The organism is Enterobacter mori (genome assembly GCF_025244905.1).
GTDB classification, from domain to species: Bacteria; Pseudomonadota; Gammaproteobacteria; order Enterobacterales; family Enterobacteriaceae; genus Enterobacter; species Enterobacter mori_A.
In genome coordinates this window covers 689,828-712,334 of sequence record NZ_CP104285.1, presented here as the reverse complement: position 1 = coordinate 712,334, position 22,507 = coordinate 689,828, and the positions used below count along the sequence as shown (strand labels likewise).

The window sequence follows — 22,507 nt, the reverse complement described above, 5'->3', positions numbered from 1 at the left end:
AACGAATCAGCGATTCTGCTTAGCGCCCCGCACCGCGTCAAGGCATCAATTGTCTGAATAGTTTACAAGATGCTCCTGAAGTTCACCTGAATGTTTACCGTTTATTCACATCCCGCACGGAATTCGCTCGGGCTGGCCCCGGTGCATTTTTTAAATACGCGAGAGAAATAGAGCTGATCTTCGAAGCCCACGTTACGCCCCACGGTGGCAATAGGCATTCGGGTGGTGCTGAGCAGCAGCTTCGCCTGGCTGATGCGCTGATCCTCGCGCCAGCTCAGCACGCTCACGCCAAGCTGCTGGCGGAACAGATGCGACAGACGTGAAGGCGACAGGCAAACGTGCTGGGCGACGCTGGCAATATCAAACTGGCTGTCGGCGAGGTGGTCGCTGATGTACTGGCAGGCGTCGCGGACGCGGTTATCCAGCGGCGGGTTAAGCGATTCATTGATCGCTTCCATGCGGCGCAGCAGCACCTGCTCAAGCAGGTTAATCGCCAGCAGTTCGGCGTAGCGCCCGCCCGCCTGTCCCGCCTCAATAATCTGGGCAAACAGCTCGCGAAACTGCGCCAGATGCATCTCATCCGGGCGATAAAAGCCGGTATGCGCAAAAATGGCGGGCCACGAAAGCCACTCCTGCCAGTAGGCGCGCGGGCGGAAGTAAACCCACTGGTGATACCACTCTTTGGCATCCGGGTGGCGTCCGTAGTGGTGGATCTCCCCCGGCGGGAACAGCAGCATATCGCCGGGGCGGCAAATGAACTGCTGATCGCCGTTTTTTATGACCCCTTCTCCACGCACGGTAAGGTTCAAAATATACCCTTTCATTCCGAGCGGCCGGTCGACATAGAAATCGAGATAGCCCTCAGCCTCAATGGGGGTCAGGCCCGCTACCAGATGGGCGTTAAACGAATAGCCCGGCAGGAGGGGATCGTTTTGCGTTTCGGCCATAGATTCAGTTCTCCCGGCGCTCCCGAAGGAAACCATTTGTCCATATCGTTAAAAGCAGTATAAAAATGGCCTGCGAAACGTTCTAAAAAACATCACGCCTCTTTTACGTCCGCCATGTTTCAGCCTTCTCCCCTGATTTCTCCGCCATCGCTGGTAGATAAGCAGTAACAAAAGTGTCTATAAGTGCGGCAGAAATGTCCACATTGAATATTTGCACGGCGTCACACTTTCAATCGTAACAGCAATTTAGTCCATAAGATTAGCGGATCCTGCCTGACGATTTTCGCCCTCAGTCTCTAATGTTCTTCCATACCTGTTTTTTGATGGAGCAACACCATGGCAATTGCGATTGGCCTCGATTTTGGCAGCGATTCGGTTCGCGCGCTGGCAGTGGACTGTACGTCCGGCCAGGAGATAGCAACCAGCGTTGAGTGGTACCCGCGCTGGCAAGAGGGGCGCTACTGCGATGCGCCGAACAACCAGTTCCGCCACCACCCGCGTGACTACATCGAGTCGATGGAAGCGGCGATCAAAACCGTCCTGGCGGAACTGACCGACGCCCAGCGGGCGGAGATAGTGGGGATTGGCGTCGACAGCACTGGCTCCACGCCTGCCCCGGTGGATGCCGAAGGCCGCGTGCTGGCGCTGCGCCCGGAGTTCGCCGACAACCCGAACGCCATGTTCGTGCTGTGGAAAGATCATACCGCCGTGGAGGAGGCCGAAGCCATTACCCGCCTGTGCCATCAGCCGGGCAAAGCTGACTACTCGCGCTACATCGGCGGGATCTACTCCAGCGAGTGGTTCTGGGCCAAGATCCTGCACGTTACCCGTTCAGACGCCTCGGTGGCTCAGGCCGCCGCATCGTGGATTGAGCTGTGCGACTGGGTGCCTGCCCTGCTCTCCGGCACCACTCGCCCGCAGGATATCCGCCGCGGCCGCTGCAGCGCCGGGCATAAATCCCTGTGGCATGAAAGCTGGGGCGGCCTGCCTCCGGCTGCGTTCTTCGATGAACTCGACCCAATTATCAACAAGAACCTGACTTACCCGCTGTTTACCGACACCTTCACCGCCGATATTCCGGTCGGCACCCTCTGCGAAGAGTGGGCGAAACGCCTGGGCCTGCCGCAGAACGTGGCGATCTCCGGCGGTGCGTTTGACTGCCATATGGGCGCAGTGGGCGCGGGTGCGCAGCCAAACACCCTGGTGAAAGTCATCGGCACCTCCACCTGCGACATCCTGACGGCGGATAAAGCCAGCGTCGGCGACCGTGCGGTAAAAGGCATCTGCGGCCAGGTGGACGGCAGCGTGGTGCCGGACTTTATTGGCCTCGAAGCCGGTCAGTCCGCGTTTGGCGATATCTACGCCTGGTTTGGCCGCGTGCTGGGCTGGCCGCTGGACCAGCTGGCGGCGGCGCATCCTGAACTGAAAACCCAGATAGCCGGGAGCAAAAAGCAGCTTTTACCGCAGCTCACCGAAGCCTGGGCAAAAAACCCGTCACTCGATCACCTCCCGGTGGTGCTGGACTGGTTTAACGGTCGTCGCACGCCGTTCGCCAACCAGCGTCTGAAAGGGGTGATTACCGATCTCAACCTGGCAACTGACGCGCCTGCGCTGTTTGGCGGTCTGATTGCCGCAACGGCCTTCGGTGCCCGCGCCATTATGGAGTGCTTCACCGAGCAGGGCATCGACGTGAATAACGTCATGGCGCTGGGCGGTATCGCCCGCAAAAACCCGGTGATCATGCAGGCCTGCTGCGACGTACTGAACCGTCCGCTGCAGATTGTGGCCTCCGATCAATGCTGTGCGCTGGGCGCGGCGATTTTCGCGGCCGTGGCCGCAGGCGTTCATGCTGACATCCCGACCGCGCAGCAGCATATGGCGAGCGCCGTCGAAAACACCCTTCAGCCGCGTACCCAGCAGGCGCAACGCTTCGAACAGCTTTATCAGCGCTACCAGCAATGGGCAAAAAGCGCCGAACTTCACTATCTCCCTGTCGCCGCCCCGGCCAAAAGCACCGCGGACACCACGGCAACCCTGACCCATTAAGGACACGATGATGACCATTTTTAATAACTATGAAGTGTGGTTTGTGATTGGCAGCCAGCATCTGTACGGACCGGAAGCGCTGCAGCAGGTAACGAAACACGCGGAGCACGTCGTTAACGCGCTGAACGCGGAAGCTAAACTGCCGTGCAAACTGGTGCTGAAACCGCTGGGCACAACGCCGGACGAAATTACTCACATCTGCCGCGACGCCAACTACGACGAGAAATGCGCAGGTCTGGTGGTGTGGCTGCACACCTTCTCACCAGCAAAAATGTGGATCAACGGCCTGTCTATTCTCAACAAACCGCTGCTGCAGTTCCATACCCAATTCAACGCCTCCCTGCCGTGGGACAGCATCGACATGGACTTTATGAACCTGAACCAGACCGCGCACGGCGGCCGCGAGTTCGGCTTCATCGGCGCGCGTATGCGCCAGCAGCACGCAGTGGTGACCGGCCACTGGCAGGATGGCAAGGCGCAACAGCGTATCGGATCCTGGATGCGTCAGGCGGTCTCTAAGCAGGATACCCGCCACCTGAAAGTGGTGCGTTTCGGTGACAACATGCGTGAAGTGGCGGTGACCGACGGCGATAAAGTCGCGGCGCAAATCAAGTTCGGCTTCTCCGTGAATACCTGGGCCGTGGGCGACCTGGTGCAGGTGGTGAATGAAATCAGCGACGGCGACGTAAGCGCGCTGGTGGACGAGTATGAAAGCAGCTACCGCCTGACGCCTGCGGCACAAATTAACGGCGACAAGCGCCAGAACGTGCTGGATGCGGCGCGCATCGAGCTGGGCATGAAGCGCTTCCTGGAGCAGGGCGGCTTCCACGCCTTTACTACCACCTTTGAAGACCTCCACGGCCTGAAACAGCTGCCGGGCCTGGCGGTACAACGTCTGATGCAGCAGGGCTATGGCTTTGCGGGCGAAGGCGACTGGAAAACTGCCGCTCTGCTTCGCATCATGAAGGTGATGTCGACCGGTCTGCAGGGCGGCACCTCCTTTATGGAGGACTACACCTACCACTTCGAAAACGGCAACGACCTGGTGCTCGGCTCGCACATGCTGGAAGTGTGCCCTTCTATTGCCGTCGAAGAAAAACCGATCCTTGACGTGCAGTATCTCGGCATCGGCGGAAAAGCCGATCCGGCGCGTCTGATCTTCAACACCCGTACGGGCCCGGCCATCAACGCCAGCCTGATCGATCTGGGCGATCGTTTCCGCCTGCTGGTGAACTGCGTCGATGCGGTTGAAACGCCGCACTCCCTGCCGAAACTGCCGGTCGCCAACGCCCTGTGGAAAGCGCAGCCTGACCTGCCAACCGCCTCAGAAGCCTGGATCCTGGCCGGTGGCGCTCACCACACGGTGTTCAGCCACGCGCTGGATCTGAACGATATGCGCCAGTTCGCCGAGCTGCACGATATCGAGCTGACGGTGATTGATAACGATACCCGCCTGCCCGCCTTCAAAGACGCGCTGCGCTGGAACGAAGTCTATTACGGTTCAAAACGCTAAAGTACGAAATGCCCGGTGGCACTGCGTTTACCGGGCCTACAAAACCGTAGGCCGGATAAGCGAAGCGCCATCCGGCAAGGAGAACGTAATGCTCGAAGTTTTGAAGCAGCAGGTGCTTGACGCCAATCTGGCCCTGCCGAAACACAACCTCGTCACACTCACCTGGGGCAACGTCAGCGCCGTTGACCGCGAAAAAGGCGTGTTCGTGATTAAGCCTTCCGGCGTGGATTACACGTTGATGACCGCAGAAGACATGGTGGTGGTCAGCATCGAAACGGGTGAAGTGGTTGAAGGCAACAAAAAACCGTCGTCCGATACGCCCACCCACCGCCTGCTGTATCAGGCTTTCCCGACCATCGGGGGGATTGTGCATACCCATTCGCGCCACGCGACCATCTGGGCGCAGGCGGGTCAGTCCATCCCGGCGACCGGCACCACCCACGCCGACTACTTTTACGGAACCATTCCCTGCACGCGTCTGATGACCGATGCGGAGATCAACGGTGAGTACGAGTGGGAAACGGGGAACGTGATTGTCGAAACCTTCGAAAAACAGGGTATCGACGCGGCGCAAATGCCCGGCGTGCTGGTGCACTCCCACGGCCCGTTTGCCTGGGGTAAAAACGCCGAAGACGCGGTGCATAACGCCATCGTGCTCGAAGAGGTCGCCTATATGGGGATTTTCTGTCGCCAGCTGGCGCCGCAGCTGCCGGATATGCAGCAGACCCTGCTGGATAAGCATTACCTGCGCAAGCACGGTGCAAAGGCCTACTACGGGCAGTAAACCCTTGCCCGGTGACGCTGCGCTTACCGGGCCTACGGAACCTGTAGGCCGGATAAGCGCAGCGCCATCCGGCTGAACAGGCACTGTATAAAACCCCAGCAAACCCACCTTAACCAGGCTATAATCAGGCCTGGTTTTGTTTTCTGGGATAACGGCGTGGCGCAGGCGCAAGAAGGCTTTTTACTGACCCGACACTGGCGGGATACCCCTCAGGGCACCGAGGTCGCGTTCTGGCTGGCGACGGACAACGGCCCGCTGCACGTTACGCTGCCCCCGCAGGAATCCGTGGCCTTTATTCCTGAAGCCCACGCCGAGAAGGTGAAGCAGCTGCTGCGCGGCGAAAACGGCTGGCGTATCACCCCGCTTGAACTGAAAGATTTCCACCGCCAGCCGGTTTACGGCCTGTACTGTCGCGCCCATCGTCAGCTAATGCGCTATGAAAAACTGCTCCGTGAGGCGGGCGTGACGCTTTACGAAGCGGATATTCGCCCACCGGAACGCTTTCTGATGGAGCGGTTCATTACCGCCCCCGTCTGGGTTGATGGCATCGAACAAAACGGCAGCATCGCGAATGCTCGCCTGAAGCCTAATCCACATTATCGCCCGCCGCTGAAGTGGGTCTCGCTGGATATCGAAACCACCCGCCACGGCGAACTGTACTGCATTGGGCTGGAAGGCTGCGGCGATCGTGTTGTCTATATGCTCGGGCCACCGAATGGTGATGCCTCCGCGCTGGATTTCCGGCTTGAGTACGTCAATAGCCGCCCGCAGCTGCTGGAGAAGCTTAACCAGTGGTTTGCCGACTACGATCCCGATGTCCTGATCGGCTGGAACGTGGTGCAGTTCGACCTGCGCGTGCTGCAAAAACACGCCGAGCGTTACCGCATCCCGCTGATGCTGGGGCGCGGAAACAGCGAGCTGGAATGGCGCGAACACGGTTTTAAGAATGGCGTTTTCTTTGCACAGGCTAACGGTCGCCTGATTATTGACGGCATCGAGGCGCTTAAATCCGCCTTCTGGAACTTCTCTTCATTCTCCCTTGAAGCCGTCGCGCAGGAGCTGCTTGGCGAAGGCAAATCCATCGACAACCCCTGGGACAGAATGGACGAGATCGACCGGCGCTTTAACGAAGACAAACCGGCGCTCGCCACCTATAACCTGAAAGACTGCGAGCTGGTAACGCAGATTTACCACAAAACCGAGATCATGCCGTTCCTGCTGGAGCGCGCGACGGTGAACGGCCTTGCGGCTGACAGGCACGGCGGCTCCGTGGCGGCCTTTAGCCACCTCTATTTTCCGCGAATGCACCGGGCAGGATACGTCGCCCCCAACCTCGGGGACGTGCCGCCGCAGGCCAGCCCCGGCGGGTACGTGATGGACTCCCGGCCAGGATTGTATGACTCGGTGCTGGTGCTGGATTACAAAAGCCTCTACCCGTCGATTATCCGCACCTTTCTGATCGATCCCGTCGGGCTGGTTGAGGGCATGGCGCAACCGGACGATGAACACAGCACCGAAGGCTTCCTCGGCGCACGCTTCTCGCGGGGAAAACACTGTCTGCCTGAAATTGTGGGAAACATCTGGCACGGCCGCGATGAGGCCAAGCGCCACGGCAACAAGCCGCTATCACAGGCGCTGAAAATCATCATGAACGCATTTTACGGCGTGCTGGGTACCAGCGCCTGCCGCTTCTTTGACCCACGTTTGGCTTCCTCTATTACCATGCGCGGGCATGAGATTATGCGCCAGACCAAGGCGCTGATTGAATCCCGGGGCTATGACGTTATTTACGGCGACACGGACTCCACCTTTGTGTGGCTGAAAGGCGCGCACTCAGAAGGCGACGCCGCCCGCATCGGCAAAGAGCTTGTGGCCTTTGTGAACGACTGGTGGGGCAAACATTTGCAAGAAGAGCGGTTAACCAGCGCGCTGGAGCTGGAGTTTGAAACCCATTTTGCCCGCTTTTTAATGCCCACCATTCGCGGCACCGATCAGGGCAGCAAGAAGCGCTACGCCGGGCTGATTCAGGAAGGCGACACCCAGCGGATGGTCTTTAAAGGGCTGGAGACGGTGCGCACCGACTGGACGCCGCTGGCGCAGCAGTTCCAGCAGACGCTCTACCTGCGGGTGTTCCGCAATGAGCCGTATCAGGACTACATCCGCGAAACCATCGCCAGCCTGATGGCGGGCGAACTTGACGCGCAGCTGGTGTATCGCAAGCGCCTGCGCCGCCCGCTGGCGGAGTACCAGCGTAATGTGCCGCCCCATGTGCGCGCCGCGCGACTGGCGGACGAAGAGAACGTGCGGCGGGGCCGCGCGCCGCAGTATCAAAACCGTGGCACCATCAAATACGTCTGGACCACCAGCGGCCCGGAACCGGTTGATTACCAGCAATCACCGCTCGATTACGATCATTATCTGACGCGCCAGCTTCAGCCGGTCGCGGAGGGAATTTTGCCCTTCATCAACGATGATTTTGCTACACTAGTGACAGGGCAACTTGGCCTATTTTGACGCGTGACGAAATGGCTGCCATCCAGTACCATAGCGCCCTTTCCATTCCCGGACCCATTTTTCGATGACCGTCTTTTTTGACGGTGGTTGAACTATTGCCTGCAATTAAAGATTAGAGCCGAACAACTATGCCTTTTACACTTGGTCAACGCTGGATCAGCGATACAGAAAGCGAACTTGGATTGGGAACCGTCGTTGCCGTCGATGCGCGCATGGTTACCCTCCTCTTCCCTGCCACCGGTGAAAACCGTCTGTACGCTCGCAATGACTCCCCTGTTACCCGCGTGATGTTCAATCCGGGCGACACCGTGACCAGCCATGACGGCTGGCAGCTCAAGATTGAAGACGTAAAAGAAGAGAATGGACTGCTCGTCTACATTGGTACTCGTCTTGATACGGATGAAGCCAATGTCATCCTGCGTGAAGTGCTGCTCGACAGCAAACTGGTGTTCAGTAAGCCGCAGGACCGCCTGTTTGCCGGGCAAATCGACCGTATGGATCGCTTCTCGCTGCGCTACCGCGCGCGTAAGTTTCAGAGCGAACAGTACCGCATGCCGTGGAGCGGCCTGCGCGGCCAGCGTACCAGCCTGATCCCTCACCAGCTGAACATCGCCCATGACGTGGGCCGCCGCCACGCGCCTCGCGTACTGCTGGCTGACGAAGTGGGCCTGGGTAAAACCATTGAAGCGGGCATGATCCTGCACCAGCAGCTGCTTTCTGGCGCTGCCGAGCGCGTGCTGATTGTTGTTCCAGAAACCCTGCAGCACCAGTGGCTGGTTGAGATGCTGCGCCGCTTCAACCTGCGCTTCTCCCTGTTCGACGACGAACGCTATGCCGAAGCGCAGCACGACGCCGACAACCCGTTTGAAACCGAACAGCTGGTCATCTGTTCGCTGGACTTCGTGCGCCGCAGCAAGCAGCGTCTTGAGCATCTGTGCGATGCCGAGTGGGACATTATGGTGGTTGACGAAGCGCACCACCTGGTCTGGAGCGAAGATGCGCCGAGCCGCGAATATATGGCTATCGAGCAGCTTGCCGAGCGCGTGCCTGGCGTTCTGCTGCTGACCGCAACGCCGGAGCAGCTGGGTCTTGAGAGTCACTTCGCCCGTCTGCGCCTGCTCGATCCAAACCGTTTTCACGATTTCGGGCAGTTTGTCGAAGAGCAGAAAAACTACCGCCCGGTTGCCGATGCCGTCGCCCTGCTGCTGGCGGGCAACCGTCTCTCTAACGATGAGCTGAACATCCTGAGCGATCTGATTGGCGAGCAGGATATTGAGCCGCTTCTGCAGGCTGCCAACAGCGACAGCGACAACGCGGGATCCGCGCGCAAAGAGCTGATCGACATGCTGATGGATCGCCACGGTACCAGCCGCGTGCTGTTCCGCAACACCCGTAACGGCGTCAAAGGTTTCCCGAAACGCGAGCTGCATACGATTAAACTGCCGCTGCCGACGCAGTATCAGACGGCAATTAAAGTCTCCGGAATTATGGGCGCCCGCAAAACCCAGGAAGAGCGCGCCCGCGACATGCTTTATCCGGAACAAATCTACCAGGAATTTGAAGGTGATACCGGCACCTGGTGGAACTTTGACCCACGCGTTGAGTGGCTGATGGGCTATCTGACCGCCCACCGCTCGCAGAAAGTGCTGGTGATATGTGCCAAAGCGGCCACCGCGCTGCAGCTTGAGCAGGTTCTGCGCGAGCGAGAAGGTATTCGCGCTGCCGTGTTCCACGAAGGCATGTCCATCGTCGAACGCGACCGCGCCGCGGCGTGGTTTGGGGAAGAGGACAGCGGCGCGCAGGTGCTGCTGTGCTCAGAAATCGGCTCTGAAGGCCGTAACTTCCAGTTCGCCAGCAATCTGGTGATGTTCGATCTGCCGTTTAACCCGGATCTGCTGGAGCAGCGTATCGGCCGTCTGGACCGTATCGGTCAGGCGCATGATATTCAGATCCACGTGCCGTACCTGGAAAAAACCGCGCAGTCCGTGCTGGTACGCTGGTTCCACGAAGGTCTGGATGCGTTTGAACATACCTGCCCGACGGGCCGCACCATTTACGATCAGGTGCATAGCGATCTGATCGGCTACCTGGCCGCGCCGGAAAACGCGGAAGGGTTTGATGAGCTGATCAAGTCCTGCCGTGAGAAGCACGACGCGCTGAAAGCGCAGCTGGAGCAGGGCCGCGACCGCCTGCTGGAGATCCACTCCAACGGGGGTGAAAAAGCACAGGCGCTGGCGGAAAGCATCGAAGAGCAGGATGATGACACCAGTTTGATCAGCTTCTCCATGAACCTGTTCGACATCGTCGGGATCAACCAGGACGATCGCGGCGAGAACATGATCGTCCTGACGCCGTCCGATCATATGCTGGTTCCGGATTTCCCGGGCCTGCCGGAAGATGGCTGCACTATCACCTTCGAACGTGATGTAGCGCTTTCCCGCGAAGACGCCCAGTTCATTACCTGGGAGCACCCGCTGATCCGCAACGGTCTGGATCTGATCCTCTCCGGCGATACCGGCAGCAGCACCATCTCCCTGTTGAAAAACAAGGCGCTGCCGGTGGGCACCCTGCTGGTTGAACTGATCTACGTTGTGGAAGCGCAGGCACCAAAACAGCTGCAGCTCACTCGCTTCCTGCCACCAACACCGGTGCGTCTGCTGCTGGATAAAAACGGTACTAACCTGGCCGCGCAGGTCGAGTTCGAAAGCTTCAACCGTCAGCTGAGCGCGGTTAACCGTCACACTGGCAGCAAGCTGGTCAACGCCGTCCAGCAGGACGTGCATGCTATTCTGCAACTGGGTGAAACTCAGGTTGAAAAAGCGGCGCGTGCATTGATTGATGCGGCACGCAGCGAAGCCGACGAGAAGCTCTCAGCAGAACTTTCTCGTCTGGAAGCGTTAAAAGCGGTTAACCCGAACATTCGTGACGATGAACTGGCGGCGATTGAAAGCAATCGTCAGCAGGTTCTGGAGAGCCTGGATCAGGCAAGCTGGCGTCTGGACGCACTGCGTCTCATCGTTGTGACGCATCAGTAAACGGAGCGCAAGATGGTGATGGAGCCCTACAATCCCCCTCAGGATCCCTGGCTGGTCATCCTGTATCAGGATGAGCACATTATGGTGGTCAACAAGCCCAGCGGCCTGTTGTCCGTGCCGGGGCGTCTTGACGAGCACAAAGACAGCGTGATGACGCGTATTCAGCGCGATTATCCGCAGGCGGAGTCCGTCCATCGCCTCGACATGGCCACCAGCGGCGTGATTGTAGTGGCTCTGCATAAAGAAGCGGAACGCGAGCTGAAACGCCAGTTCCGCGAGCGCGAACCGAAAAAGCAGTACGTCGCGCGCGTCTGGGGCCATCCGGCAAGCGAAGAGGGTCTGGTCGATTTACCGCTGATCTGCGACTGGCCGAACCGGCCAAAGCAGAAGGTGTGCTATGAAACCGGCAAGGCGGCGCAAACCGAGTATGAAGTGCTGGAGTACGCGCCGGATAATACCGCGCGCGTTCTGCTTAAGCCGATTACCGGGCGTTCTCACCAACTGCGCGTGCATATGCTCGCCCTGGGCCACCCGATTCTGGGAGACCGGTTTTACGCGCCGCCAGAAGCGCTGGCGTTAGCGCCGCGCCTGCAGTTGCATGCGCAGACCCTCACCATTACCCATCCGGTTTTTGGCAATGCGATGACCTTTAAGGCGCCCGTGGATTTCTAAAAAAAATGGCCCGATATCCTCGGGCCATTTTTTATTTAAAACCTTTTTGCTCTTTTATCAGCTCGTAGGCTTTCTGAATTTCCTGCGCTTTCTGCTTCGCCATCTCCATCATCTCTGGCGGTAAACCTTTCGCGACCAGCTTGTCAGGATGATGCTCGCTCATGAGCTTACGATAGGCACGTTTGATCGTGGTCTGATCGTCAGAAGGCTTTACGCCAAGCACGTTGCAGGCATCTTCAAGCGTCGGGCCACGCTGCGTCTGCTGCCAGCCGCCGCCGGAGGATTGCTGCTGGTAACCCCCGCCAAACTGCGCGCCGCCCTGCATCATGCGCAGGAACTGGTCGAACTGCATGCGGGAGATCCCCAGCTCTTCAGCGATGACGTATAAAACGTCCCGCTCATTGGGATGAAGGGAGCCATCGGCGAAGGCCGCCTGAATTTGGATCTCCAGAAACATCCGAATTAAATCAAAACGTCCGAAGCAGATGCTGCGGAACTGACGCATTTTTTCACGCAGCGGATAGTTATCCGCTTTACCGATACGAAACGCATTTTGCGCTGCCACACGAGATTCACCGTGCAGATTCATGCGATCCATGAATACGCTGGCAATCTGAATATCGGCTTCGGTGACGCGCCCTTTTGATTTGGTTAAATGCCCCATCACCTCAAAAGTGGTGGAGAAAAAGAGCGACTGACGCTCGCGCTGGTTGGCGAACCAGGCCATTTTGCGGCTGCGTGCCTTATCAAACATATGGCCGATAATGAGCCCCAGTACCACGCCCCAAAAGCCAGCGCCCATGATTAATGCGAACGCAACGCCGATGATTTTACCCCAATACTGCATATACTCCCCGAATAGTCATGTTCCTGGTTCGACGCAACGCCATCATTACAGTGGTCGCGCCACGGTCAATTGAGGGACATCGCCTATAATTTGCATTATCATACTCGTCATTCGATAGCGAGCCTAACACTCTGGCACGCAAACGGGCAGGATTAACGCTGGTACTGCGCTGATGAGTAAGATAGTCTCTGAGCGTTTGTAAGCCGTAGCCACTGATGACGGAACAATAAAATACAACGTATGAAAAAACGTATCCCCACCCTCCTGGCCACAATGATTGGCGCCGCTCTGTACAGCCAACAGGGGCTGGCAGCCGATCTCGCCTCGCAATGTATGCTTGGCGTCCCAAGTTTCGATCGTCCACTGGTTGAGGGCGATACGAATGACTTGCCGGTTACCATCAATGCTGACAATGCAAAAGGTAATTATCCCGACAATGCCACCTTTACGGGCAATGTCGATATTAACCAGGGCAACAGCCGTCTGCAGGCAGATGAAGTGCAATTGCATCAGAAGCAACCAGAAGGTGCGGCTGCGCCAGTACGTACGGTGGATGCGCTGGGTAATGTGCACTATGACGACAACCAGGTCATCCTGAAAGGTCCGAAAGCCTGGTCAAATCTGAATACAAAAGATACCAACGTCTGGGAAGGTGATTACCAGATGGTGGGTCGTCAGGGGCGCGGTAAAGCCGACCTGATGAAACAGCGCGGTGAAAACCGCTATACGATTCTGGAAAACGGATCGTTCACCTCCTGTCTGCCGGGCTCGAATACCTGGAGCGTGGTGGGCAGTGAAGTTATTCACGATCGTGAAGAACAGGTCGCGGAGATCTGGAACGCCCGCTTTAAGCTCGGCCCGGTCCCTGTTTTCTACAGCCCTTACCTGCAGCTTCCCGTGGGCGACAAACGACGTTCCGGTTTCCTGATCCCGAATGCCAAATACAGCACCTCGAACTACTTTGAGTTCTACCTGCCGTATTACTGGAACATCGCGCCAAACATGGATGCGACGATCACGCCGCACTATATCCATAAGCGCGGTAACATCATGTGGGAAAACGAGTTCCGCTATCTGACCAAAGCGGGTGCCGGTTTGATGGAGTTTGATTATCTGCCATCGGACAAAGTCTTCCAGGACGAGCACCCGACCGAAGGTGATAAACACCGTTGGATGTATTACTGGCAGCATGCCGGGGTGATGGATCAGGTCTGGCGCTTCAACGTCGACTATACCAAAGTCAGCGATCCGTATTATTTCAACGACTTTGACTCTAAATACGGTTCCAGTACGGACGGCTACGCCACGCAGAAATTCAGCGTGGGCTACGCCATTGAGAACTTTAACGCCACGGTGTCGACCAAGCAGTTCCAGGTCTTTAACACCCAAACGGCCAGTACCTATGGTGCTGAACCGCAGCTGGACGTCAACTGGTATCAGAACGATGTCGGTCCTTTCGACACCCGCGTCTACGCCCAGGCGGTGCACTTCGTCAACACCAACTCGGATATGCCAGAGGCCACGCGTCTTCATCTCGAACCAACCATTAACTTACCTTTGTCGAACGACTGGGCAAGCCTGAACACCGAAGCCAAGCTGATGGCGACGCATTACCAGCAGAAAAATGTCGACTGGTACAACAATCGCTATGGCACCGATCTTGAAGATTCGGTAAACCGTACGCTTCCTCAGTTTAAGATGGACGGGAAGCTGATCTTCGAACGTGATATGGGCCTGCTGTCTGATGGGTATACCCAGACGCTTGAACCGCGTATGCAGTATCTGTACGTGCCTTATCGCGATCAGAGCAAAATTCAAAACTACGACTCCTCGTTCCTGCAGTCTGACTACAGCGGCCTGTTCCGCGACCGTACCTATGGCGGTCTCGACCGTATTGCGTCCGCTAACCAGTTGACTACCGGCGTCACAACGCGCGTTTATGATGAATCTGCCGTTGAACGTTTTAACGTTTCTGTTGGTCAAATCTACTATTTCACCGAGTCTCGTACCGGTGATGACGACATTAACTGGGAGAAAGACAACAAAACGGGTTCACTGGTGTGGGCAGGTGATACCTACTGGCGCATGACCGATCGTTGGGGTCTGCGCGGTGGCGTTCAGTACGATACGCGACTGGATAACATCGCGACGGGCAGTGCTGCCATTGAATACCGTCGTGATGAAGACCGTATGGTGCAGTTGACGTACCGTTATGCCAGCCCGGAATATATTCAGGCGACATTGCCGAACTACGCCAATGCTGACCAGTACAAAGATGGTATTTCGCAGGTGGGTGGCGCAGCGAGCTGGCCAATCGCCGATCGTTGGTCAATCGTTGGAGCCTACTACTATGACACGAATGCCCAAAAACCCGCTGACCAGATGTTAGGTCTGCAATATAACTCCTGCTGTTACGCGCTGCGTGTCGGCTACGAACGCAAACTTAACGGCTGGGATACTCAAAACAGTCAGGGCAAATACGATAACGTGATTGGCTTTAATGTCGAGCTGCGCGGCCTGAGTTCCAACTACGGCCTGGGCACGCAGCAGATGCTGCGCTCGAACATTCTGCCTTACCGCAGTTCCTTGTAATGTGCTTGATTTGCAACATAATCCGCTTTGCGGTTAATTGAAATGGAAAAAGTATGAAGAACTGGAAAACGCTGCTGCTCGGTGTCGCCATGGTTGCGAATACTAGCTTCGCGGCACCCCAGGTTGTTGATAAAGTCGCCGCTGTGGTTAACAACGGCGTCGTGCTTGAAAGTGACGTCGACGGTTTAATGCAGTCTGTAAAGCTCAATTCGAGCCAGGCAGGTCAGCAGCTTCCGGATGACGCCACGCTGCGCCACCAGATCCTGGAACGCCTGATCATGGATCAGATCGTTCTGCAGATGGGTCAGAAAATGGGGGTGAAGGTCACTGACGAGCAGCTCGATCAGGCGATCGCTAACATTGCAAAGCAGAACAACATGTCACCAGACCAGATGCGCAGCCGTCTGGCCTACGATGGCATCAGCTACGCCACCTACCGTAATCAGATCCGCAAAGAGATGCTGATTTCAGAAGTGCGTAACAACGAAGTTCGTCGCCGCGTCACTATCCTGCCTCAGGAAGTGGATGCGCTGGCTAAGCAGGTGGGTAACCAGAACGATGCCAGCACCGAACTGAACCTGAGCCACATTCTGATTCCGCTTCCGGAAAACCCAACCTCCGATCAGGCGGCTGAAGCGGAAAGCCAGGCGCGTTCTATCGTTGAGCAGGCGCGTAACGGCGGTGACTTTGGCAAGCTGGCCATCACCTATTCCGCTGACCAGCAGGCGCTGAAAGGCGGTCAGATGGGCTGGGGTCGTATTCAGGAACTGCCATCCCTCTTTGCCCAGGCACTGAGCACGGCGAAGAAAGGTGATATCGTCGGTCCTATCCGTTCAGGTGTAGGCTTCCACATTCTGAAAGTGAACGATCTGCGCGGTCAGAGCCAGAGCATTTCCGTCACAGAAGTTCACGCTCGACACATTTTGCTGAAACCGTCTCCGATCATGACTGACGATCAGGCGCGTGCGAAGCTGGAACAGATTGCAGCTGACATCAAGAGCGGCAAAACCTCCTTTGCGAATGCGGCAAAAGAGTTCTCTCAGGATCCAGGCTCTGCTAACCAGGGCGGCGATCTGGGCTGGGCTGCGGCCGATATCTACGATCCGGCTTTCCGCGACGCGTTGACGAGAATGAGCAAAGGTCAGTTGAGCGCACCGGTGCACTCTTCCTTCGGCTGGCATCTTATTGAACTGATGGATACCCGCAACGTCGATAAAACCGATGCGGCCCAGAAGGACAGAGCCTACCGTATGCTGTTCAACCGCAAATTCTCTGAAGAAGCGGCAACCTGGATGCAGGAACAACGCGCCAGCGCTTACGTGAAAGTGCTGAGCAACTGATGAAACAACATCGTGTTGTGATCACGCCCGGCGAGCCCGCCGGGATAGGACCTGACCTCGTCGTCCAGCTCGCCCAGCGCAGCTGGCCGGTGGAACTGGTTGTCTGCGCAGATGCAACACTGTTACAAGACCGGGCAACATTGCTCGGTCTGCCTTTAACGCTCCTCCCTTATGTTGAAGGCCAGCAGCCCGTTCCACAGCAAGCGGGCACCCTCACGCTTCTGTCGGTTCCTCTGCGCACCCCTGCCGTCCCCGGTCAACTCAGCACTGAAAATGGGCACTACGTTGTCGAGACGCTGGCGCGCGCCTGCGACGGCTGCCTGAACGGCGAGTTCACGGCGCTGATCACCGGTCCGGTGCATAAAGGCGTTATCAACGACGCAGGGATCCCCTTTACCGGACACACCGAGTTCTTTGAAGAACGTTCGCACAGCCCGAAAGTGGTGATGATGCTGGCGACGGAAGAGATGCGCGTCGCGCTGGTGACAACGCACCTGCCCATCAAAGCCATTCCTGATGCCATCACCCCTGAACTCCTGCGTGAGATCATCGGGATTTTGCACCACGATCTGCAGACGAAATTTGGGATCCCGCAGCCGCACGTGCTGGTTTGTGGCCTGAATCCGCATGCGGGCGAAGGCGGACACATGGGCACCGAAGAGATCGACACTATCATTCCGGTGCTCAACGAAATGCGGGAAAAAGGGATGAACCTCAGCGGGCCACTGCCTGCGGACACCCTTTTTCAGCCCAAATACCTGGATAATGCCGACGCCGTGCTCGCGATGTACCACGATCAGGGCCTCCCCGTGCTAAAATACCAGGGCTTTGGCCGTGGCGTGAATATCACCCTCGGTTTACCCTTTATTCGAACGTCCGTTGACCATGGTACTGCGCTGGATTTGGCAGGCCAGGGGAAAGCGGATGTCGGCAGTTTTATTACGGCGCTTAATCTCGCCATCAAAATGATTGTTAATACTCAATGACTAATCGAGTCCATCAGGGCCACTTAGCCCGTAAACGTTTCGGGCAAAACTTCCTTAACGATCAGTTCGTGATCGAAAGCATTGTCTCGGCTATTAATCCGCAAAAAGGTCAGGCGATGGTCGAAATCGGCCCGGGCCTTGCCGCACTGACCGAGCCAGTAGGCGAACGCCTTGACGAACTCACGGTTATCGAGCTGGACCGCGATCTGGCCGCACGCCTGCAAACGCATCCGTTCCTCGGGCCGAAGTTGACTATTTATCAACAGGATGCCATGACCATGAACTTTGGCGAACTGTCAGAGAAAATGGGTCAGCCGCTGCGCGTCTTCGGCAACCTGCCGTACAACATTTCCACCCCGCTGATGTTCCACCTGTTTAGCTATACTGATGCCATTGCCGACATGCACTTCATGTTGCAAAAAGAGGTTGTTAACCGTCTGGTTGCAGGCCCGAACAGTAAAGCGTATGGTCGTTTAAGCGTGATGGCACAATATTACTGCAACGTGATCCCGGTACTCGAAGTACCGCCGTCAGCGTTCACACCGCCACCGAAAGTAGACTCTGCGGTTGTGCGCCTTGTGCCGCACAAAACGAAACCGTACCCGGTAAAAGATCTGCGCGTGCTGAGCCGCGTCACCACAGAGGCCTTTAACCAGCGCCGTAAAACGATTCGTAACAGCCTGAGCAACTCATTTACCGTTGAGGTGTTAGCTGAGCTTGGGATCGACCCGGCAATGCGAGCGGAGAACATTTCCGTAGAGCAGTACTGCAAGCTGGCTAATTACATCAGCGAAAATGCACCGCCGAAGGAGAGTTAAGCCATGATTGATTCGCCCCGCGTATGTGTCCATGTACAAAGCGTCTATGTTGAATCGCAGTCCTCACCGGATGAAGAACGTTTTGTCTTTGCTTACACCGTGACCATCCGCAATCTGGGGCGGATGCCCGTGCAGCTGCGCGGGCGCTACTGGCTTATCACTAACGGCAATGGTCGTGAAATTGAAGTCCAGGGCGAAGGCGTGGTGGGTGAACAACCGCATATCGCCCCTGGCGAAGAGTATCAGTACACCAGCGGCGCGGTGATCGAAACGCCAATGGGTACCATGCAAGGCCATTATGAAATGGTCGATGTCGATGGCAATGGCTTCCGCGTTGCTATTCCCGTATTCCGTCTCGCCGTTACAACATTCATTCATTAATCTCATGTCTACATATCTGATTGGCGACGTTCACGGTTGCTACGATGAACTGATCGCATTATTAAAGCAGGTCGACTTTACGCCAGGAAAGGACATACTGTGGCTGACGGGCGATTTAGTGGCGCGTGGCCCGGGCTCCCTTGAGGTTTTACGTTTCGTTAAATCACTGGGCGATAGCGTACGCATGGTTCTGGGCAATCACGATCTGCATCTGCTGGCGGTATTCGCTGGGATCAGCCGCAATAAACCGAAAGATCGTATTACCCCTCTGCTTGAAGCACCGGACGCGGACGAACTGATTAACTGGCTGCGTCGCCAGCCGCTGCTGCAGGTCGATGAAGAGAAAAAGCTGGTCATGGCCCATGCCGGGATCACGCCACAATGGGATCTCGAGACGGCAAAAACCTGCGCGCGCGATGTTGAGGCGGTGCTGGCCAGCGACTCGTATCCTTTCTTCCTTGATGCCATGTACGGCGATATGCCGAACCACTGGAGCGAGGATCTCAGCGGTCTGGCTCGTCTGCGCTTTATCACCAACGCCTTCACACGCATGCGTTTCTGCTTCCCGAACGGACAGCTGGACATGTACTCCAAAGAGACGCCGGAAAGCGCGCCTGCACCGCTCAAACCCTGGTTTGCCATTCCGGGACCGGTAACAAACGAGTACAGCGTCGTGTTTGGTCACTGGGCGGCGCTGGAAGGTAAAGGGACGCCGGAGGGGATCTACGGTCTTGATACCGGATGCTGCTGGGGTGGGGAGTTAACCTGCTTACGCTGGGAAGATAAAACGTACTTCGTACAGCCGTCGAACCGACAGATGGACTTAGGGGAAGGTGAGGCTGTCGCCTCCTGATAATTGCCCCTCACCCCGGCCCTCTCCCCAAGGGGGCGAGGGGGAAAAGACCGCACTGAACAGTCCCCTCTCCCCTTTGGGGAGAGGGTTAGGGTGAGGGGGACATCACTTAACGACGTTCCAGAATCTCGAAGCAGTAGCTATGTGAGTTCTGTGCATCCGCGTCGTGGAATTCGCTGAATACCGATTCCCACTCGTCCGGATCGTAATCCGGGAAATGGGTATCTCCTTCCACTTCCGCATCAATGTGGGTCAGATACAATTTCTGCGCTTTCGGCAGGAACTGCTCGTACACGCGTCCGCCGCCGATCACCATGATCTCTTCAGCATCACCACACGCGGCAATCGCTTCATCAACAGATTTCACCCACTGCACGCGAACGTCGGTGCCTGGCTGGCTACTGATCACAATATTCTTACGGCCCGGTAATGGACGACCAATCGACTCCCAGGTCAGGCGGCCCATCACTACCGGCTTGTTTAACGTCGTACGTTTAAACCATGCGAGATCGGCAGGCAGGTTCCACGGCATGGCATTTTCCATGCCGATAACGCGGTCTACCGCCAGCGCTGCAATCAGACTGATCATTGAAAATTTCCCGGATGCAAAAAATTGCCGCCACTATACGGAAAGCTTAATCTTTCGTCGACTGGCGGCAGGGTAAAGAAACAGAAATTTTTTAATATTGCTGGCAACTCCACTTCACGCGGACGGTTTACTTTCCGGTTCATCCTGAGGATCCCCGGTGTGCTTGCCTTCTTCCGTTCCCTGCCAGCCATGACGCTGGGTAAGCGACAGGTGATTGCGGTCCTCGTTAATAATTTCCGTCAGCATCGCGCTGGTGCGTTTAAACACGGCTGCACGGTCTGAAGCCGTGCTGCTCGCCATCTCCACCATCTCCTCTACCATCCCGGTGTTAAAGCGGCGGAACAGATCGGCACGCTCACGCGCCTCATACGCCCCCAGCCCCAGGCTTTCCAGCGCCATTCGACCAGATTTAAGCGCACCTTCGAAGGTTTCACGCTCCGGCGCTACGACGCCAGCCTGTCGCAGCTGGATGTAGTGATCCACATCGCGCGCGCGGGAGATAATCGTCAGGTCAGGGAAATGCTCTTTGACCAGCTCAACCAGCTGCAGACTGGTTTGCGGATCGTCAATGGCGTTGATCAGCACCTCGGCTTTCGCAGCCCCGGCGGATTCCAGCAAATCAACGCGGGTAGCATCACCATAGAACACTTTCATATCGAATTTACGGAGAGTTTCTACGTGGTCAGGATCGTGATCGAGAATGACCATTTTAACGCCGCTGGAGAGCAGCAAACGGCCGACGATCTGCCCGAAGCGCCCGAACCCGGCGACGATCACCCGAGGCTGTTCTTCGTCAATCTCATCGGCTTCACGCCCCTGTTCGCTGTCCGATTTTTCCAGGCGCGTCAGCAGCACCAGCAGGATCGGCGTTGCCGCCATCGATAATGCAACAGCAAGCGTTAGCGCTTTGGCCCACTCGGGATCGAGCACTTTCGCCATCTGCGCGGCACCAAACACCACAAATGCAAATTCACTCCCCTGCCCCAGCAGCACGGCAAACCAGCGACGCTGTTTACCCGGCACCTTCAGCGGACGGGCAACCAGCCACAGTACCGCCATTTTAATGACCAGGAAACCCACCAGCAGGATAACAATCCGCAGCGGATGCGTGGCCAACGTGCCGAAGTCGACGGACATCCCGACGCCGATGAAAAACAGCCCCAGCAGCAAGCCTTTAAACGGCTCGATATCGCTTTCCAGCGCGTGGCGGTATTCAGAGCTCGCCAGCAGTACGCCTGCCAGGAAGGCCCCCATCGCCATCGACAGCCCGGCTTCCTCCAGCAGCAGACCGAAGCCAAACACCAGGAATAACGCCACGGCGCTGAACACTTCGCGCAGGCCCGAGCGCGCAACAAAGCGCAGCAGTGGACGGGTGACGTAGCGACCAAGCACCACCACCAGCGCCAGCGCCCCCACGACTTTTAATGCCGACAGCGCGAACGCACCCAGCGTCGTGGAGGAACCGCTGGCCGCCAGCAGTGGGATCATCGCCACCAGCGGAATAGCGGCAATATCCTGAAACAGCAGTACCGAGAACGCGCTGCGCCCCATTTGGGAGACCGTCAGATTGCGCTCGTTCATGGCCTGCATGGCAATGGCCGTCGAGGAGAGCGCCAGCGTCATGCCAATAAGCTCTGCTACTTTCCAGTCCATGCCCAGCAGGATGCAGAAACCGCCCAGCAGCAGGCCACACGCCACCATCTGTAGCGCGCCGCCGCCAAACACGGAAGCACGCAATTTCCATAAGCGCTGCGGATCCAGCTCCAGACCAATAACAAACAGCATCAGCACAACGCCAATTTCAGCGAAATGCAGTATCGCTTCGGCATCAGTGACCAGACGAAGGCCCCACGGTCCAATCACGCACCCGGCAATCAGATAGCCGAGCACTGACCCCAGCCCCAGTCGAACCGCCACAGGGACAATCAGTGCCGCCGCGCCGAGATAAATCAGTGCCTGTATCAGCGTATGGCTATCCATTGTGCGTCTCCTGCCACTCAAGTAAGCGTTGTTTGTAGTGGCGAGCCTGTGCCTGCAAGGTTTCATCGTCGCAAATAAAGGTACAGTGCATCGCAAAAGGAGGCAGCCAGTTCAGACCACAATAGAGCGCGGTCGCCTGTAGCGGCTGCGCCAGCACCTCAAATCCGGGGAATGAGCCAATATCAAAGTGGCTTTCACCGCCGCCGGTAGTCACGGCCCACATCAGGCTTTTCCCCTTCAGCGCATGACCGTTATGGCCATACGCCCAACCGTGAGAGAAGACTTTATCGATCCACAGCTTCAACAGCGGAGGCGTGCTGTACCACTGCATGGGATGCTGCCAGATAATCAGATCGGCACGGGAAAGCGCCTCCTGTTCGGCGGCGATATCGATATTAAAATCAGGATAGAGTTGATAGAGGGAACGTATCTCTACGTTATCAAGCGTCCTTACCTGCTCCAGCATCCGCCTATTCGCATGCGAGTGCTGCGGATACGGGTGCGCATAAATAATTAAGATCATCAATTAACCTGTTTTTCACGTCTTCTTATCATGTATCTGAGAGTGTAGACAGTTACGCTGTCAGCCGAAAGCACTCCGGGACTGCAC

At 56.9% G+C, this 22,507-nt stretch carries 17 protein-coding genes; 12 read left to right on the top strand and 5 right to left on the bottom strand.

The features are described from left to right. Window positions 1-101: 101 nt before the first annotated feature. A complete protein-coding gene (gene araC, locus N2K86_RS03390) occupies window positions 102-947 on the bottom strand; it encodes an arabinose operon transcriptional regulator AraC (RefSeq protein ID WP_260660469.1) in 846 nt (281 codons plus the stop codon). A gap of 336 nt (window positions 948-1,283) precedes the next feature. Between araC and araB the strand changes: the two genes are divergently transcribed. From araB to rluA, 6 genes are all read left to right on the top strand, one after another. Next, window positions 1,284-2,993: a ribulokinase gene (araB, locus tag N2K86_RS03385; RefSeq protein WP_260660468.1), complete on the top strand. Its 1,710-nt coding sequence runs from the start codon at window positions 1,284-1,286 to the stop codon at window positions 2,991-2,993. 10 nt (window positions 2,994-3,003) lie between these two features. Beyond that, window positions 3,004-4,506, top strand: coding sequence for an L-arabinose isomerase (araA, locus tag N2K86_RS03380; RefSeq protein ID WP_260661625.1), 1,503 nt, complete (start codon window positions 3,004-3,006; stop codon window positions 4,504-4,506). Between the two features lie 88 nt (window positions 4,507-4,594). Then, the gene (araD, locus tag N2K86_RS03375) at window positions 4,595-5,290 is read left to right on the top strand and encodes an L-ribulose-5-phosphate 4-epimerase (RefSeq protein ID WP_260660467.1); all 696 of its coding nucleotides are present in this window, start codon (window positions 4,595-4,597) and stop codon (window positions 5,288-5,290) included. 156 nt (window positions 5,291-5,446) lie between these two features. Further along, on the top strand, window positions 5,447-7,804 hold the full coding sequence (gene polB, locus N2K86_RS03370; RefSeq protein WP_260660466.1) for a DNA polymerase II: 2,358 nt from the start codon (window positions 5,447-5,449) through the stop codon (window positions 7,802-7,804). Window positions 7,805-7,932: 128 nt separating this feature from the next. Further along, window positions 7,933-10,839 (top strand): RNA polymerase-associated protein RapA, encoded by a 2,907-nt coding sequence (rapA, locus tag N2K86_RS03365; RefSeq protein ID WP_260660465.1) that lies wholly within the window; start codon window positions 7,933-7,935, stop codon window positions 10,837-10,839. 12 nt (window positions 10,840-10,851) lie between these two features. Next, complete coding sequence (rluA, locus tag N2K86_RS03360; RefSeq protein WP_220120389.1) at window positions 10,852-11,511, top strand: bifunctional tRNA pseudouridine(32) synthase/23S rRNA pseudouridine(746) synthase RluA; 660 nt, start codon at window positions 10,852-10,854, stop codon at window positions 11,509-11,511. 31 nt (window positions 11,512-11,542) lie between these two features. Here the strand turns inward: rluA and djlA are convergent, their stop codons facing one another. Further along, window positions 11,543-12,358 carry a co-chaperone DjlA gene (gene djlA, locus N2K86_RS03355; RefSeq protein WP_100165493.1) on the bottom strand — a complete coding sequence of 272 codons (816 nt, stop codon included), beginning with the start codon at window positions 12,356-12,358 and terminating at the stop codon, window positions 11,543-11,545. Window positions 12,359-12,598: 240 nt separating this feature from the next. Between djlA and lptD the strand changes: the two genes are divergently transcribed. From lptD to apaH, 6 genes are read left to right on the top strand one after another with little or no spacing between them, the layout of a single operon-like run. Then, the gene (gene lptD, locus N2K86_RS03350; protein ID WP_260660464.1) at window positions 12,599-14,950 is read left to right on the top strand and encodes an LPS assembly protein LptD; all 2,352 of its coding nucleotides are present in this window, start codon (window positions 12,599-12,601) and stop codon (window positions 14,948-14,950) included. A 53-nt stretch (window positions 14,951-15,003) separates the two neighbouring features. Beyond that, entirely contained in the window at window positions 15,004-16,290 is a 1,287-nt protein-coding gene (gene surA / locus N2K86_RS03345; protein WP_260660463.1) for a peptidylprolyl isomerase SurA, read from the top strand. After that, entirely contained in the window at window positions 16,290-17,276 is a 987-nt protein-coding gene (gene pdxA / locus N2K86_RS03340) for a 4-hydroxythreonine-4-phosphate dehydrogenase PdxA (RefSeq protein WP_407065265.1), read from the top strand. Before surA ends, pdxA begins: the two co-directional genes overlap by 1 nt. Continuing rightward, window positions 17,273-18,094 (top strand): 16S rRNA (adenine(1518)-N(6)/adenine(1519)-N(6))-dimethyltransferase RsmA, encoded by an 822-nt coding sequence (gene rsmA / locus N2K86_RS03335; RefSeq protein ID WP_010427042.1) that lies wholly within the window; start codon window positions 17,273-17,275, stop codon window positions 18,092-18,094. The genes pdxA and rsmA overlap by 4 nt, the downstream gene beginning before the upstream one ends. Before the next feature lie 3 nt (window positions 18,095-18,097). After that, window positions 18,098-18,475: a Co2+/Mg2+ efflux protein ApaG gene (gene apaG / locus N2K86_RS03330; protein WP_089599206.1), complete on the top strand. Its 378-nt coding sequence runs from the start codon at window positions 18,098-18,100 to the stop codon at window positions 18,473-18,475. A 4-nt stretch (window positions 18,476-18,479) separates the two neighbouring features. Next, window positions 18,480-19,328 (top strand): bis(5'-nucleosyl)-tetraphosphatase (symmetrical) ApaH, encoded by an 849-nt coding sequence (gene apaH / locus N2K86_RS03325; RefSeq protein ID WP_260660462.1) that lies wholly within the window; start codon window positions 18,480-18,482, stop codon window positions 19,326-19,328. Between the two features lie 109 nt (window positions 19,329-19,437). On the opposite strand, the gene folA is transcribed toward apaH, so the two are convergent. The 3 genes from folA to kefF form a co-directional block, all read right to left on the bottom strand. Further along, a complete protein-coding gene (gene folA / locus N2K86_RS03320) occupies window positions 19,438-19,917 on the bottom strand; it encodes a type 3 dihydrofolate reductase (protein ID WP_260660461.1) in 480 nt (159 codons plus the stop codon). A 114-nt stretch (window positions 19,918-20,031) separates the two neighbouring features. Next, entirely contained in the window at window positions 20,032-21,897 is a 1,866-nt protein-coding gene (kefC, locus tag N2K86_RS03315) for a glutathione-regulated potassium-efflux system protein KefC (RefSeq protein WP_260660460.1), read from the bottom strand. Then, window positions 21,890-22,420, bottom strand: coding sequence for a glutathione-regulated potassium-efflux system oxidoreductase KefF (kefF, locus tag N2K86_RS03310; protein WP_260660459.1), 531 nt, complete (start codon window positions 22,418-22,420; stop codon window positions 21,890-21,892). The genes kefC and kefF overlap by 8 nt, the downstream gene beginning before the upstream one ends. Between the last annotated feature and the right edge of the window lie 87 nt (window positions 22,421-22,507).